This is a genomic window from Gallaecimonas zhanjiangensis, assembly GCF_057624825.1.
Genome location: NZ_CM172603.1, coordinates 2,626,313 through 2,641,471, shown reverse-complemented (window position 1 = coordinate 2,641,471; position 15,159 = coordinate 2,626,313). Strand labels below are relative to the sequence as shown.

Annotated in this window: 9 protein-coding genes and 3 rRNA genes; 11 read left to right on the top strand and 1 reads right to left on the bottom strand. The window is 53.0% G+C overall.

The window, feature by feature from the left end; translation table 11 throughout:
• The first annotated feature begins 8 nt into the window (after nucleotides 1–8).
• The 3 genes from galU (at nucleotide 9) to AC22G1_RS12555 (ending at nucleotide 2,977) form a co-directional block, all read left to right on the top strand.
• Nucleotides 9–890, top strand: a complete 882-nt coding sequence (galU, locus tag AC22G1_RS12565; RefSeq protein WP_487313684.1) for a UTP--glucose-1-phosphate uridylyltransferase GalU — start codon at nucleotides 9–11, stop codon at nucleotides 888–890.
• Between the two features lie 2 nt (nucleotides 891–892).
• A complete protein-coding gene (gene galE, locus AC22G1_RS12560; protein ID WP_487313683.1) occupies nucleotides 893–1,906 on the top strand; it encodes a UDP-glucose 4-epimerase GalE in 1,014 nt (337 codons plus the stop codon).
• Between the two features lie 63 nt (nucleotides 1,907–1,969).
• Nucleotides 1,970–2,977: an NAD-dependent epimerase gene (locus tag AC22G1_RS12555; RefSeq protein ID WP_487313682.1), complete on the top strand. Its 1,008-nt coding sequence runs from the start codon at nucleotides 1,970–1,972 to the stop codon at nucleotides 2,975–2,977.
• 26 nt (nucleotides 2,978–3,003) lie between these two features.
• Here the strand turns inward: AC22G1_RS12555 and AC22G1_RS12550 are convergent, their stop codons facing one another.
• The gene (locus tag AC22G1_RS12550; protein WP_050660363.1) at nucleotides 3,004–3,195 is read right to left on the bottom strand and encodes a hypothetical protein; all 192 of its coding nucleotides are present in this window, start codon (nucleotides 3,193–3,195) and stop codon (nucleotides 3,004–3,006) included.
• Between the two features lie 275 nt (nucleotides 3,196–3,470).
• Between AC22G1_RS12550 and AC22G1_RS12545 the strand changes: the two genes are divergently transcribed.
• The 8 genes from AC22G1_RS12545 (at nucleotide 3,471) to AC22G1_RS12510 (ending at nucleotide 15,154) form a co-directional block, all read left to right on the top strand.
• Complete coding sequence (locus AC22G1_RS12545) at nucleotides 3,471–4,814, top strand: UDP-glucose dehydrogenase family protein (RefSeq protein ID WP_487313681.1); 1,344 nt, start codon at nucleotides 3,471–3,473, stop codon at nucleotides 4,812–4,814.
• 15 nt (nucleotides 4,815–4,829) lie between these two features.
• Entirely contained in the window at nucleotides 4,830–6,533 is a 1,704-nt protein-coding gene (locus AC22G1_RS12540) for a PglL family O-oligosaccharyltransferase (protein WP_487313680.1), read from the top strand.
• A complete protein-coding gene (gene gmhB, locus AC22G1_RS12535; RefSeq protein WP_487313679.1) occupies nucleotides 6,530–7,084 on the top strand; it encodes a D-glycero-beta-D-manno-heptose 1,7-bisphosphate 7-phosphatase in 555 nt (184 codons plus the stop codon). Before AC22G1_RS12540 ends, gmhB begins: the two co-directional genes overlap by 4 nt.
• Before the next feature lie 385 nt (nucleotides 7,085–7,469).
• Nucleotides 7,470–9,006, top strand: a 16S ribosomal RNA gene (locus AC22G1_RS12530).
• A gap of 229 nt (nucleotides 9,007–9,235) precedes the next feature.
• Nucleotides 9,236–12,131 (top strand): 23S ribosomal RNA (locus tag AC22G1_RS12525).
• 116 nt (nucleotides 12,132–12,247) lie between these two features.
• A 5S ribosomal RNA gene (gene rrf / locus AC22G1_RS12520) occupies nucleotides 12,248–12,362 on the top strand.
• The 16S, 23S and 5S rRNA genes sit together here, the layout of an rRNA operon.
• A 566-nt stretch (nucleotides 12,363–12,928) precedes the next feature.
• Nucleotides 12,929–14,194, top strand: a complete 1,266-nt coding sequence (locus tag AC22G1_RS12515; protein ID WP_487313678.1) for an OprO/OprP family phosphate-selective porin — start codon at nucleotides 12,929–12,931, stop codon at nucleotides 14,192–14,194.
• A gap of 9 nt (nucleotides 14,195–14,203) precedes the next feature.
• A complete protein-coding gene (locus tag AC22G1_RS12510; RefSeq protein WP_487313677.1) occupies nucleotides 14,204–15,154 on the top strand; it encodes a tripartite tricarboxylate transporter substrate binding protein in 951 nt (316 codons plus the stop codon).
• The last annotated feature ends 5 nt before the right edge of the window (nucleotides 15,155–15,159 follow it).

Genomic DNA, 15,159 nt, shown 5'->3' with positions numbered 1-15,159 from the left:
ATTGTCAAATGAAAGCAGTGATCCCCGTTGCCGGCCTCGGCACCCGCATGTTACCTGCCTCTAAGGCTATCCCCAAAGAGATGCTGCCGGTGGTGGATAAGCCTCTTATCCAGTATGTGGTTAATGAATGTATTGCCGCTGGCATCAAAGAGATTGTGCTGGTCACCCATTCCTCCAAAAACGCCATCGAAAACCACTTTGATAAGAGTTTTGAGCTTGAATCCATGCTGGAGCGACGGGTCAAGCGGCAGCTACTGGAAGAAGTGCAGAGCATTTGCCCTGATGGTGTGACCATCATGCAGGTGCGCCAGGGCGAGGCGAAGGGCCTTGGCCATGCCATTTTGTGTGCAAAGCCGCTGGTGGGTGACGAGCCTTTTGCTGTCGTGCTGCCTGACGTGCTTATCGACGACACGGCAGCTAATCCTAGAGCCGATAACATGGCGGAGATGGTTAAGCGTTTTGAAGAAACCGGCGTCAGCCAGGTGATGGTAGAAGCGGTGCCCATGGAAGCGGTGAGTAGCTATGGCGTGGTGGATTTGCAGGGTGCTGATATAGCCGCTGGTGAATCAGCCAAGATGTCTGCCATTGTCGAAAAGCCAGCCAAGGAAGAGGCGCCGTCTAACATGGCGGTAGTAGGGCGCTACGTGTTCGGCAAAGAACTGTGGCCACTGTTGAAAAAAACCCCCATTGGCGCCGGCGGTGAGATCCAATTGACTGACACCATCGCGCTGCTGATGGAGCGCCAGGATGTCGAGGCTTATCGTATCAAAGGCTACAGCCATGACTGTGGCGACAAACTGGGTTATATGAAGACCTTTGTTACCTACGGCTTACGTAACCCCAAGCTGGGTAAAAAGTTCGCCGCCTTCCTTAAGTCCTTGGATATCTGACCATGATCTTGGTTACCGGCGGCGCCGGTTATATCGGCTCTCATACAGTGCTTGAGCTTTTAAGCGAAGGGCATGAGGTGTTGGTGCTCGATAACCTCTCCAATAGCACCACAGAAAGTTTAGTGAGGGTTGCGAGGCTTACTGGCCGTGAGCCGAGCTTCGTTGAAGGCGATATCCTTGACCGAGCTCTGCTCGATAGCCTGTTTGCCCAATACCCCATCGAGGCGGTTATTCATTTTGCTGGCCTCAAAGCGGTCGGCGAGAGCGTGCAGCAGCCGCTGCGTTATTACCAAAATAACGTCACTGGTACGCTCACGCTGTGTGAGGCGATGGCGAAAGCCAACGTCTTCAAACTGGTGTTTTCGTCATCCGCCACAGTGTATGGCGATCCCCAGACGGTTCCGCTTACCGAACAGTCACCAACCGGGGGGACCACCAACCCCTATGGCACGTCAAAGCACATGGTTGAGTGTGTGTTAGCAGACCTTGCCAAGGCTGATGAGCGTTGGGCTATCGCTGTGCTGCGTTACTTCAACCCCGTCGGAGCGCATGAGTCGGGCCAGATTGGCGAAGACCCTAACGGCATTCCCAACAATCTACTTCCGTACATAAGCCAGGTAGCGGTGGGTCGCCTAAAAGAACTGCAAGTGTTTGGCGATGACTACCCAACCCCTGACGGCACCGGCGTGCGTGACTACATCCATGTGGTGGATCTCGCCAAAGGGCACTTATGCGCCTTGAACAAGCTTAAAGGGCAGCAGGGGGGGCAGGCTTATAACCTGGGCACAGGTAACGGCTATTCGGTGCTGGATATGGTCAAGGCTTTTGAAGATGCCGCCCAGCGGCCGGTTCCATACAAGGTAGTACCACGCCGGCCCGGAGATATCGCCATCTGTTTTGCAGACCCGCAATTTGCCGCCGAGCAATTGGAGTGGCGCGCACAAAAGACGCTGCAGCAGATGATGCAAGACGCCTGGCGTTGGCAGTCGCAAAACCCCAATGGCTATCGCAGCTGATAAAAGGGCACCTTCGGGTGCCCTTTTTTGTTAGCATTGACGCGTAAAATACGAGGGCATCCCATGCATTATCTAGTCACCGGCGCTGCTGGTTTCATCGGCTTTCACGTTGCCAAGCGCTTGCTTGACGCCGGTTTTCAGGTAACCGGCATTGATAACCTGAACGACTATTACGATGTCAGCCTCAAAGAGGCGCGTCTGGCACAATTAAACGCATACCCCGCCTTTACTTTTCAATTGCTTGATTTGGCTGATCGCCCCGGTATGGCGGCACTTTTTGCCGGCCCTGTTTTTGACCGCGTGATTCACCTGGGGGCCCAGGCTGGTGTCCGTTATTCTATCGACAACCCACACGCTTACGCCGACGCCAACCTTGTTGGTCACCTGAATGTGCTGGAAGGATGCCGTGCCCAAAAAACGCCGCATTTGGTGTATGCCTCATCCAGCTCAGTTTATGGCTTAAACACCAGTATGCCGTTTAAGGTGGCAGACTCGGTCGATCACCCGGTCTCGCTTTACGCCGCGACCAAAAAAGCCAATGAGTTGATGAGCCACACTTATGCTCATCTTTATAACATTCCCTGTACCGGTTTGCGGTTTTTCACCGTCTACGGCCCCTGGGGGCGCCCGGATATGGCGCTGTTTAAATTTACTAAGGCCATTCTCAATGGCGATGCCATCGACGTGTATAACCACGGTCAAATGCAACGTGATTTCACTTATATTGATGACATCGTCGAATCTATTCTGCGTATTGCTGAAAAGCCTCCTGCGCCTCAAAATGGATGGTCGCCAGAGCAAGGCAGTGCAGGGCAGAGCAGTGCGCCCTACCGCGTATTTAATATCGGTGCCGGCCAGTCGGTTAAACTAACCGAGTTTATTGAAGCCATCGAAAGTGCATCAGGTAAAAGTGCCAAACGTAACCTGATGCCTATCCAGCCTGGCGACGTACCCGCTACCTGGGCTGAAACTGAAGATCTATTCCAGGTTATTGATTATCGGCCTAAAGTGTCAGTAAAGGACGGCGTTGCCAACTTCGTGAAGTGGTATCGCGATTTTTACGGCGTCTAAAAAAACAGCCCACATAAGGGGCTGTTTTAAAGGCGTCTAAATCGCTCGGGGGCATTGAGCCTTTCCAGCTCTTGCTCCCTTAATTCTTCGGCTTTATAAACTTGAAATTTTTCACTGGCTGTCGCGCATTCTTCTAAAGCGCGTTTGACCATCAGCTCCAAGGTTTCAAGACTTTTTGCTCGTCTAAAATGGGGAAGCCAGTCTTCACTGGTTTTCATTTTCCAGTTTACCTTCTATCTAGCGTAACAAATTTAACCCGCGATCTGCGCTGGGGCAACCCTTGCCGGTTCAAAGGAATATCGAGTGTTACAGAGGAAATAATACTTGCTTAAGATACCACGGCTTCACTCTGGCCTGAAACATTTGTTACGGCGCGGTGAGGGGGGATTCTGTGTTTGCAAAATAGGCAGATGCAGCCACTGAGCAGGCGCAGCCAGGCCCTTGCTGGTATAGTGCTGGCAGTCTTTAAGCTCGAGTCTAGTGAGAGTCGCGGATGAAGGTCACCGTTTTTGGTATTGGGTATGTTGGGTTGGTGCAGGCTGCCGTGTTGGCGGATGCTGGGCATCATGTGTGCTGTGTCGATATTGACCCAGACAAGATCGCCGGCCTGAAAAAGGGTGTTATTCCTATTTACGAGCCCGGCCTCGAAGCGCTGGTGCTCAAAGGGACAAGGGAAGGGCGCTTGGTATTTACTACCGATGCCGCCATGGGCGTAGGCCATGGGCAGTTGCAGTTTATCGCTGTAGGTACACCGCCTGATGAGGACGGCTCGGCAGATCTCAAGTACGTGCTTGCCGTGGCTGAAACCATTGCCCGGCACATGGCGGGGCGTAAAGTTATCATCAACAAGTCGACGGTTCCGGTCGGTACTGCGGATAAGGTCAGTGCCAAGGTCGCCGCAGTGCTTGCTGAGCGGGGCGAGTCTTTGCCTTATGCCGTGGTCTCTAACCCGGAGTTCTTAAAAGAAGGCGCCGCGGTGAGTGATTGCCAAAAGCCTGACCGTATTGTTATCGGCACCGTCGATAGCGAGGCTGAAAAAGCCATGCGTGAGCTTTATGCACCCTTTAACCGCAACCATGACAAAGTGATTGTGATGGATGTGCGCAGTGCTGAGTTGACCAAATATGCGGCTAACTGCATGTTGGCTACCAAGATCAGCTTTATGAATGAAATCGCCAACCTTGCCGAGCTGCTGGGCGCGGATATTGAGGCAGTGCGTAAGGGGATTGGCTCTGATCCGCGTATTGGCTACCACTTTATCTATCCCGGGTGTGGCTACGGCGGCTCCTGTTTCCCCAAAGATGTACAGGCTCTGGTACGCACGGCGCAGCAGGTGGGTTATGAGCCCGCACTGTTGCAGTCTGTTGAGGACGTTAATTACCGGCAAAAGCAGAAGCTGTTCCAGTTCATCAACCGTCATTTTAAAGGTGAGCTCGAGGGAAAAACCATTGCGCTTTGGGGGTTGGCATTTAAACCCAATACCGACGATATGCGAGAAGCGTCAAGCCGGGTGCTGATGGAAGCGTTATGGGCAGCCGGCGCTAAAGTGCAGGCCTTCGACCCTGAAGCCATGGACGAAACCACTCGCATTTATGGCCAGCGCTCCGATCTTAAATTGGTTTCCACCTTGGAAGAGGCCCTTGCCGGTGCCGATGCATTGGCCATCTGTACTGAATGGCAGCCCTTTAGAGCACCGGATTTTGAACGGATCAAAGCGTCGTTGTCTGAGCCGGTGATCTTTGATGGGCGCAACCTGTATGAGCCGGCGGCCCTGAAGGCGCAAGGATTTACCTACTACGCTATTGGCCGGGGTGATAGTATCAGCCAAAACCAATAAGCAAGGATATCCCACGTGGATAACGCCCAGAATAATAAGCTTGCATGGGCAGCCTTTGGGCTGCTCTTTTTGTTTTCAGCCCACTATTTTCAACACAATCTTGGCGGTTATGGCCTTCAAATAGCCTTTAATAACACGGTTTGGGTGGCAGCCCTGCTGCTTGGCACCATTGGGGTGTTTAGTGCGGCAAACCGAGGTGTTTGGCGCCTGCCATCAAGTTGGCTGGCTTATATGTTGCTTTTTATCGCCTTATTTCTTCCTTTTGCCTGGTCACAGCAGACCGGTGAATATGCCATTGGGCGATTCTTTGGCGTGCTGGGAGGGCTGTTTTTCTTTGTTGCGCTCTTTCAATGCTTTGATGCAAAGCGCGATGAGCGAACTTTGCTCTTCATTTTACTGTGCTCAGTGGGCATTGAAACCTTATTGGGGGCGCTGCAGTTATTTGGGTGGCAGTGGCTGCCGATAGGGCGCATAGCCGGTGATGCCATTCGTCCACAAGGTATCTTCCAACAGCCTAACGTTTTTGCCAGCTATCTTGCCATGGGTATTGCTGGAGGCCTTTGGCTGTTGATAAAACACCCCCTACCTGCCGCCAAGCCTTGGCAAAAGTCCATGTGGCTGGGTGTTATCTATCTGACTCTTGGGCTCTGTGGTTTTGGTCTTTATGTCACATTGTCCCGGACCGGCATTTTGGCATTGGTTGGCGTGCTGCTTTTGTTGCTTTGGGCGCCTAAAGGCGAGAACCGGCGGGCTTTGTTTACGGCACTTGCCTTTATTGTCATCGGTGAATTGGCCGGGATGGTATTTACTGAACTATCCGCACTTATTCGGGCTGGCGTGGCTGAAAGCAGCAGTGGACGCACGGATATCTGGCGGGTTAGCTGGGCACTTTTCAGTGAACATCCTTTTACCGGTGTTGGCCTTGGCGGCTTTGAAGCTGCCTATGCCCAGCAGCGAGCCGTTACCTTTTCACAATCCGGTGTGCTGGCTCTAGCTAATGTTGACCATCCCCATAACGAGCTATTGTTTTGGGCGGTGGAGGGCGGGTGCCTGCCACTTTTCGCATTGCTGACTTTTGTTGGTTACTTTATCTGGCGATTGGCTCGGTTAGGGCGATGTGGCCTTGGCTACGGCGCGTTGTTACTGCCCTTTGCTTTGCATTCCCTTACTGAATACCCCTTCTACCATTCGGCTACTCACTGGTTTGCGTTTCTCTTTTTACTGTTCCTTGCCGAGTCAAGGATGGCTCAGGTTCACGAGCGTGAGGTAAAGTTACCTTATGTGTTCAAGTCGTTGAGCGTGATTGGGCTGCTGGTAGGGTGCTTGTTCATGGTGACCAACCTACATACTATTTATAAACTGGTTGAGGTGGCTCGAGCCAACAAAGTGGCTAAAGAGGGGGATTCTCCTCTGGCTCCGCTGCTGGATATTGTTAATCCCATCGTCTTTCAAAGCCATATCGAGCACATCGCCATGTATGCTCGTCTACAACTTGCCCTTAAGAGTCACGACATCAAAACTCTGCAGACGTTTATTCAGTGGGGCTGGCAGTTCAGTGACCATGTTGTCAGAGCCGACACCTTCATATATATGCTTGAAGCCGCCCAAGCTCTTGGCGACAAGCAACAGGAAGAAGCCATAAGAAAACGTGCCAAGTGGCTTTACCCTAACAATCCCTCTTTCGACCTTTCAGCCAGTGGAGCAGCAGCGCCAAGATGAAACCTGCCGTATTTCTTGACCGCGACGGAGTCATTAATGTCGATCACGGTTACGTGAGCAAAACAGATGACTTTGAATTTATCGATGGTGTTTTCGATGCTTGCCGTGCCTTTAAGGAGCAGGGTTATCTGGTTGTTGTTATCACCAACCAGTCTGGTATTGCCCGTGGCATGTATACCGAGGAAGATTTCCAAGAGTTGACCCAGTGGATGGACTGGAACTTTGAAGACCATGGGGTCTTGCTCGACGGTGTCTATTACTGCCCTCACCATGCTGAAAAGGGTATCGGTCAGTACAAAGTCGACTGCGATTGCAGAAAACCCAAACCTGGCATGTTGTTGGAAGCGCAGCATGACCTCAATATTGATCTCGCTCGCTCGGCCTTTGTCGGCGACAAAGCCGATGATATGCGGGCTGCCCAAGCGGCTGGCATCAGCAAGGCGGTTCTGGTAAAAACCGGCAAATCTATTGCTAATGACGGTGTTTCGCTGGCAACCGTGGTGCTTGACAGCATTGCCGATGTTCCCGGCTGGCTTGTCGTGAACAAATAACAACCAGTTGAGCTGAAAAGTGTTTTTCTGGGCTTGCCTTTTTTCTAGGAGGCGCCCATACTTCGCTTCCCGTCGCCAAGGAGGCTTCGGCAAAGCGCCTGAAAAGAAAGCTTGACGGTGCTGGGCGGAAGAGTAAAATGGCGGCCCGCTTCGGGGGTTGAGTCGAAAGGCTTAAAAAACGAAGTTTAGTGTGAAGCGAAAGGGCTTGACACTGTATTGGGAGGCTGTAGAATGCGCCTCCTCGCTTGAGAAAGCGACGCTCTTTAACAATTGAATCCAAGTAATCTGTGTGGGCACTCACAGTTGGGTAGACTCAAAAATTGAGAACTACTCGATGAAGTGAAGTGTTCAACACTTCAGCAATTCATTGAGCATCAAACACTTTTAATTGAAGAGTTTGATCATGGCTCAGATTGAACGCTGGCGGCAGGCCTAACACATGCAAGTCGAGCGGTAGAGGGGAGCTTGCTTCCCTTGAGAGCGGCGGACGGGTGAGTAATACGTAGGGAGCTGCCTGATAGTGGGGGATAACCATTGGAAACGATGGCTAATACCGCATGATGTCTACGGACCAAAGAGGGGGACCTTCGGGCCTCTTGCTATCAGATGCACCTACGTGGGATTAGCTAGTTGGTGAGGTAACGGCTCACCAAGGCGACGATCCCTAGCTGGTCTGAGAGGATGATCAGCCACACTGGGACTGAGACACGGCCCAGACTCCTACGGGAGGCAGCAGTGGGGAATATTGGACAATGGGCGCAAGCCTGATCCAGCCATGCCGCGTGTGTGAAGAAGGCCTTCGGGTTGTAAAGCACTTTCAGCGAGGAGGAAAGGTTGATGCTTAATACGTATCAGCTGTGACGTTACTCGCAGAAGAAGCACCGGCTAACTCCGTGCCAGCAGCCGCGGTAATACGGAGGGTGCAAGCGTTAATCGGAATTACTGGGCGTAAAGCGCACGCAGGCGGCTTGTTAAGTTAGATGTGAAAGCCCCGGGCTTAACCTGGGAATTGCATTTAAGACTGGCAAGCTAGAGTCTTGGAGAGGGGGGTGGAATTTCCGGTGTAGCGGTGAAATGCGTAGAGATCGGAAGGAACATCAATGGCGAAGGCAACCCCCTGGCCAAAGACTGACGCTCAGGTGCGAAAGCGTGGGGAGCAAACAGGATTAGATACCCTGGTAGTCCACGCCGTAAACGATGTCAACTTGGAGTTTGTGTTCTTGAAACGTGGACTCCGGAGCTAACGCGTTAAGTTGACCGCCTGGGGAGTACGGCCGCAAGGTTAAAACTCAAATGAATTGACGGGGGCCCGCACAAGCGGTGGAGCATGTGGTTTAATTCGATGCAACGCGAAGAACCTTACCTACTCTTGACATCTAGCGAACTTGGTAGAGATACCTTGGTGCCTTCGGGAACGCTAAGACAGGTGCTGCATGGCTGTCGTCAGCTCGTGTTGTGAAATGTTGGGTTAAGTCCCGCAACGAGCGCAACCCTTATCCTTTGTTGCCAGCGAGTAATGTCGGGAACTCAAAGGAGACTGCCGGTGATAAACCGGAGGAAGGTGGGGACGACGTCAAGTCATCATGGCCCTTACGAGTAGGGCTACACACGTGCTACAATGGCGCGTACAGAGGGAAGCAAGCTAGCGATAGTAAGCGGATCCCAAAAAGCGCGTCGTAGTCCGGATCGGAGTCTGCAACTCGACTCCGTGAAGTCGGAATCGCTAGTAATCGTGGATCAGAATGCCACGGTGAATACGTTCCCGGGCCTTGTACACACCGCCCGTCACACCATGGGAGTGGGCTGCACCAGAAGTAGATAGCTTAACCTTCGGGAGGGCGTTTACCACGGTGTGGTTCATGACTGGGGTGAAGTCGTAACAAGGTAGCCGTAGGGGAACCTGCGGCTGGATCACCTCCTTACTAAAGAGATACCTGCTGTTGCAGTGTCCACACAGATTATTTGGAAAAGCCCGCTTTCGAGCGGGCTTTCTAGTTCTTTAACAATTCGGAAAGCTGATAACACTGCAATTTAAACGAGATTCTCAAGTTTTACTTTGAGCGTCCGGCGAAAAACCAGGTGTTAGTCACATACGGATGTCGCCATTAACGGGCGATATGTTCGCGCAAGCGAAACCCTTAGGGGTTGTATGGTTAAGTGACTAAGCGTACAGGGTGGATGCCTAGGCAGTTAGAGGCGATGAAGGACGTGCTAATCTGCGATAAGCATTGGTGAGGTGATAAGAACCGCTTGAGCCAATGATTTCCGAATGGGGAAACCCACTGACATAAGTCAGTATCTGTATCTGAATACATAGGGTGCAGAGGCGAACCGGGAGAACTGAAACATCTAAGTACCCCGAGGAACAGAAATCAATTGAGATTTCCTCAGTAGCGGCGAGCGAACGGGAAAGAGCCCAGTGTGTTTATCAGCGGTTGGTATAGTGGAAGGCTCTGGAAAGTGCCGCGATACAGGGTGATAGTCCCGTACATGAAATGCCAGCTGTTGTTGCACACGATGAGTAGGTCGGGACACGTGGTATCTTGACTGAATATGGGGGGACCATCCTCCAAGGCTAAATACTCCTAACTGACCGATAGTGAACCAGTACCGTGAGGGAAAGGCGAAAAGAACCCCGGCGAGGGGAGTGAAATAGAACCTGAAACCCTGTACGTACAAGCAGTAGGAGCACCTTCGTGGTGTGACTGCGTACCTTTTGTATAATGGGTCAGCGACTTATATTTTGTGGCGAGGTTAACCGAATAGGGGAGCCGTAGGGAAACCGAGTCTTAACTGGGCGTCCAGTCGCAAGGTATAGACCCGAAACCCGGTGATCTAGTCATGGGCAGGTTGAAGGTGCCGTAACAGGTACTGGAGGACCGAACCCACTACTGTTGCAAAAGTAGGGGATGACCTGTGATTAGGGGTGAAAGGCCAATCAAACCGGGAGATAGCTGGTTCTCCTCGAAAGCTATTTAGGTAGCGCCTCGGACGAATACCTTGGGGGGTAGAGCACTGTTTGGGCTAGGGGGTCATCCCGACTTACCAAACCCATGCAAACTCCGAATACCCAAGAGTACTATCCGGGAGACAGACAGCGGGTGCTAACGTCCGTTGTCAAAAGGGAAACAACCCAGACCGTCAGCTAAGGTCCCAAAGTCATAGCTAAGTGGGAAACGATGTGGAAAGGCTTAGACAGCTAGGAGGTTGGCTTAGAAGCAGCCACCCTTTAAAGAAAGCGTAATAGCTCACTAGTCGAGTCGGTCTGCGCGGAAGATGTAACGGGGCTAAGCTATGCACCGAAGCTACGGGTTCACGCTTAGCGTGAGCGGTAGAGGAGCGTTCTGTAAGCCTGCGAAGGTGTGTCGGGAGGCATGCTGGAGGTATCAGAAGTGCGAATGCTGACATGAGTAACGTTAATGGGGGTGAAAAACCTCCACGCCGGAAGACCAAGGGTTCCTGTCCAACGTTAATCGGGGCAGGGTGAGTCGGCTCCTAAGGCGAGGGCGAAAGCCGTAGTCGATGGGAAACAGATTAATATTTCTGTACTTCTATGCAATGCGATGGGGGGACGGAGAAGGCTAGGCAGGCATGGCGTTGGTTGTCCATGTGAAAGTGCGTAGGGAGAGTGCTTAGGTAAATCCGGGCGCTTAATTCCGAGACACGAGACGAGTCACCACGGTGACGAAGCTGTTGATGCCACGCTTCCAGGAAAAGCCTCTAAGCTTCAGTTGCATAGGAACCGTACCCCAAACCAACACTGGTGGTCAGGTAGAGAATACTAAGGCGCTTGAGAGAACTCGGGTGAAGGAACTAGGCAAAATAGTACCGTAACTTCGGGAGAAGGTACGCTCTTGTTTGTGAAGGACTTGCTCCGTAAGCAGACGAGAGTCGCAGTGACCAGATGGCTGGGACTGTTTATCAAAAACACAGCACTGTGCAAACTCGAAAGAGGACGTATACGGTGTGACACCTGCCCGGTGCCGGAAGGTTAATTGATGGGGTTAGCCGTAAGGTGAAGCTCTTGATCGAAGCCCCGGTAAACGGCGGCCGTAACTATAACGGTCCTAAGGTAGCGAAATTCCTTGTCGGGTAAGTTCCGACCTGCACGAATGGTGTAACCATGGCCATGCTGTCTCCATCCGAGACTCAGTGAAATTGAAATCGCTGTGAAGATGCAGTGTACCCGCGGCTAGACGGAAAGACCCCGTGAACCTTTACTACAGCTTGACACTGAACATTGAGCCTACTTGTGTAGGATAGGTGGGAGGCTATGAAACCCGGACGCCAGTTCGGGTGGAGCCAACCTTGAAATACCACCCTGGTATGTTTGATGTTCTAACTTAGACCCGTTATCCGGGTTGAGGACAGTGTCTGGTGGGTAGTTTGACTGGGGCGGTCTCCTCCTAAAGCGTAACGGAGGAGCACGAAGGTTGGCTAATCCTGGTCGGACATCAGGAGGTTAGTGCAATGGCATAAGCCAGCTTAACTGCGAGACAGACACGTCGAGCAGGTACGAAAGTAGGTCATAGTGATCCGGTGGTTCTGAATGGAAGGGCCATCGCTCAACGGATAAAAGGTACTCCGGGGATAACAGGCTGATACCGCCCAAGAGTTCATATCGACGGCGGTGTTTGGCACCTCGATGTCGGCTCATCACATCCTGGGGCTGAAGTCGGTCCCAAGGGTATGGCTGTTCGCCATTTAAAGTGGTACGCGAGCTGGGTTCAGAACGTCGTGAGACAGTTCGGTCCCTATCTGCCGTGGGCGTTGGATGATTGAAGGGAGTTGCTCCTAGTACGAGAGGACCGGAGTGAACGAACCTCTGGTGTTCGGGTTGTCACGCCAGTGGCACTGCCCGGTAGCTAAGTTCGGAATCGATAACCGCTGAAAGCATCTAAGCGGGAAGCGAGCCCTGAGATGAGTCATCCCTGAGACTTCGAGTCTCCTAAAGGGTCGTTGAAGACTACGACGTTGATAGGCTGGGTGTGTAAGCGTAGCGATACGTTGAGCTAACCAGTACTAATTGCCCGTGCGGCTTAACCATACAACACCCAAAGGGTTTTGTGGGACGCCAAAGTAAGGCGAGAGAATCGAAAGCACTGTTATCAGCTTAATCCGAATTGATAAGTTGGCTCGCAAGAGCGGACTTAAACGAATTCGCCTGGCGGCAATAGCGCTGTGGAACCACCTGACTCCATTCCGAACTCAGAAGTGAAACGCAGCCGCGCCGATGGTAGTGTGGCATTCGCCATGTGAGAGTAGGTCACCGCCAGGCACCTAATAAACAAAAAGGCCCAGTCTAACGACTGGGCCTTTTTCGTTTTAGCCCCCTATCGCAAACCTTCCCTGGCGAGTCACCCGGCTTGCACATCCTGTGTGCTCGCGTTTGCCTGCGTGAAAGCGGCGCTTTCACTTCAAGGCTTACCCACCGCCGCTAGCGGTGTGGCATGACTCGCGCCCTCCCTGGCGCTCACCCTTAGCTCATCCCTGCTGAGTGTCGAAGCTCAATAGTATTCTGCACCTCAGCAATGTCATCTGAGGGATACATTGAGTTCGTTGACCATCCCCAAACTTCAATCGGATGGGGCGTTCTTAACCTGCCGAACATTTCCTACTTGAGCGTTCTCCGGGCAGATTTACCCTGGCTTTTGACATGGGCATTACCTAACGACGGTGCATTTTGTTTACGTGCTATTGGATGATGCCTGTGAACAAAAAGCACAAAACGCTCGTTATGGCCGATAAGTTCTCTTTGCTTTTCCTTGACGTTAACGTTCTGTTGCGGCGGCGCTTGGGGTGCCACTCGCGACAATAACCTTAATAAACGAAAGGCAGCGAATAATGAGAATGTCAGCATTGGGCTCCCTGGTTGTGCTGGGGAGTGTTGCCGGGCTTAACCCGGCCTGGGGAGCAGATACATCTGTGGAGAGTCTTAAAGCGCAGATCGACGCTTTGTCCAAGAAGGTCGGTGAGCTTGAGGCAAAGGAAGAGAAAAGCGAGCCCTTCGCCAGCGTTTCCATCGGTGGCCGTTTGCAGCTCGATTACAACCTTTTTGATGGAGCCTATAACGCCAACCATCAAGGCCATACCGGTTCGGATCTCTTTGCCCGCAGGGCGCGGCTTTTTGCAGAAAAAGAAAGCGGTGACTGGGACTATAAATTGCTGTTGGAGTTCGCCGAGGATGGCGCTGAGATCACCATGGCCCGGCTTCAATACAGGGGCTTTAACGGCGGCCCGGTTATCAAGCTAGGTAAGATAAGGGAGGACATTTCCCTTGAAGCCCTCTCCAGCAGCAAGTACATCACCACCATCGAGCGCTCCAACCTGGCTGATGCCTTCTCGCCTTATTTTCGCTGGGGCGTTGCGGCCTATCAGTACTTCCCGGCATCCAAGGTGCGCTATGCCGTCGGTGTTTATAAGAACGATGCGTTTGGCGACAGCGGTAAAAATAAGAACAATAACCTGGATTTGGCAACGACCGGGCGTTTGACCTGGGCGCCTATCCAAGGAGACGGTAAAACCCTGCACTTTGGCCTTTGGGGCTCTTATCGGGAAATGGGGGGCGACACACTTTCCAGTGCCTTTGCCCGTGGTGAGGTCCGTGAAACCAGCGTCAAGCTGGCCGATTACGCCGCCGGCGGCGAGACCGTGGCTATCGATCACTTAACTCAATACGGTTTGGAAGCGGCAGGGCAGTGGAAGGCGTTTTCTCTGCAGGGCGAGTTTGCCCAGCGCCAGCTGCACACCTCTGACACCACCTCGCCCCTGGACGGCCAGCATTACAACGGTTATTCGGTTACGGCCAGCTACTTCCTGACCGGCGAGCAGCGCCAGTACAAAGCCGGTAGCGCCGTGTTCAGCCAACCCAAAGGCGTTAAAAATGCCTGGGAGCTTTATGGGCGAGTCTCCGGTATGGATGCCGCCTCCGATACCCAAGGTACCAAGGTGACTTCCTACACCCTGGGCAGTTCCTATTACTACAGCCCGCAAGTGAAGTTCATGCTTAACCTTATTCACTCCAAGGTGGGGGGACCGGGCCGGGCAGCCCTTGTTGGCGATGAAGATACCGGTAACGCCCTGACCTTCAGAACTCAATACCTGTTCTAGGAGCCTGCCATGAAGGCCTTTTATTTGTTGGCTGCGCTGCTGGTTTTCCCCGGTAGCCTGCTGGCCAAAACCGATATCCACTTTTTGATCCCCGGCGGGCCCGGTGGTGGTTGGGACACCACCGCCAGGGGCACGGGAGAGGCGTTGGTGAAGGCTGGCCTTGCCGACAACACCTCCTTTCAAAACCTCTCGGGCGGCGGCGGCGGCCGCGCCATTGCTTACCTTATCGAAATGGGTAACAAGCAGGGGGACATGTTGATGATCAACTCCACCCCCATAGTGCTGCGGGCGCTGTCCGGGCAGATACCCAATAGCTTCAGGGATCTAAAACCCGTGGTGGGGCTTATCGCCGATTATGGCGCCTTTGTGGTGACCAAAAACTCCCCTTATCAAAGCTGGGACGCCGTGGTGGCGGCCTACCGTAAGGACCCAAGACTGGTCAAAGTGGCGGGCGGTTCGGCCCGGGGCAGCATGGACCACCTGGTTGCGGCCCAGGCTTTTGAAGCCGCTACCGGCAATGGCCGGGCCCTTAGGTACATTCCTTACGACGCCGGTGGCCGTGCCAAAGCCGGGCTGTTGTCCGGTGAGGTGCAGTTGCTTTCGACTGGGCTGAGCGAAGCCCTGGACTTGGCCGACTCCGGCGAGGCCAAGATTTTGGCGATGACGGCGCCGCAGCCGTTAGCCGACAGGCCCGATATCCCCACCCTCAAGTCCCTTGGCTGCGACATGAGCTTTACCAACTGGCGAGGCCTGTTTGCCTCTCCCGATACGCCGGATGCCAAAGTCGCCGAATACGCCGCGCTTTTTAAAAAGCTGATGGCCACGCCCCAGTGGGAGGCGGTGCGCAAGCGCAACGGCTGGCTGAATCTTTATGAAGAGCCCAAGACCTTCTTGCAGTCTTTGGAGCGCCAAGAGTCCGACATGCGCCAGGTCATGCAAGATCTCGGCTTTATCCAGTAGGAGCA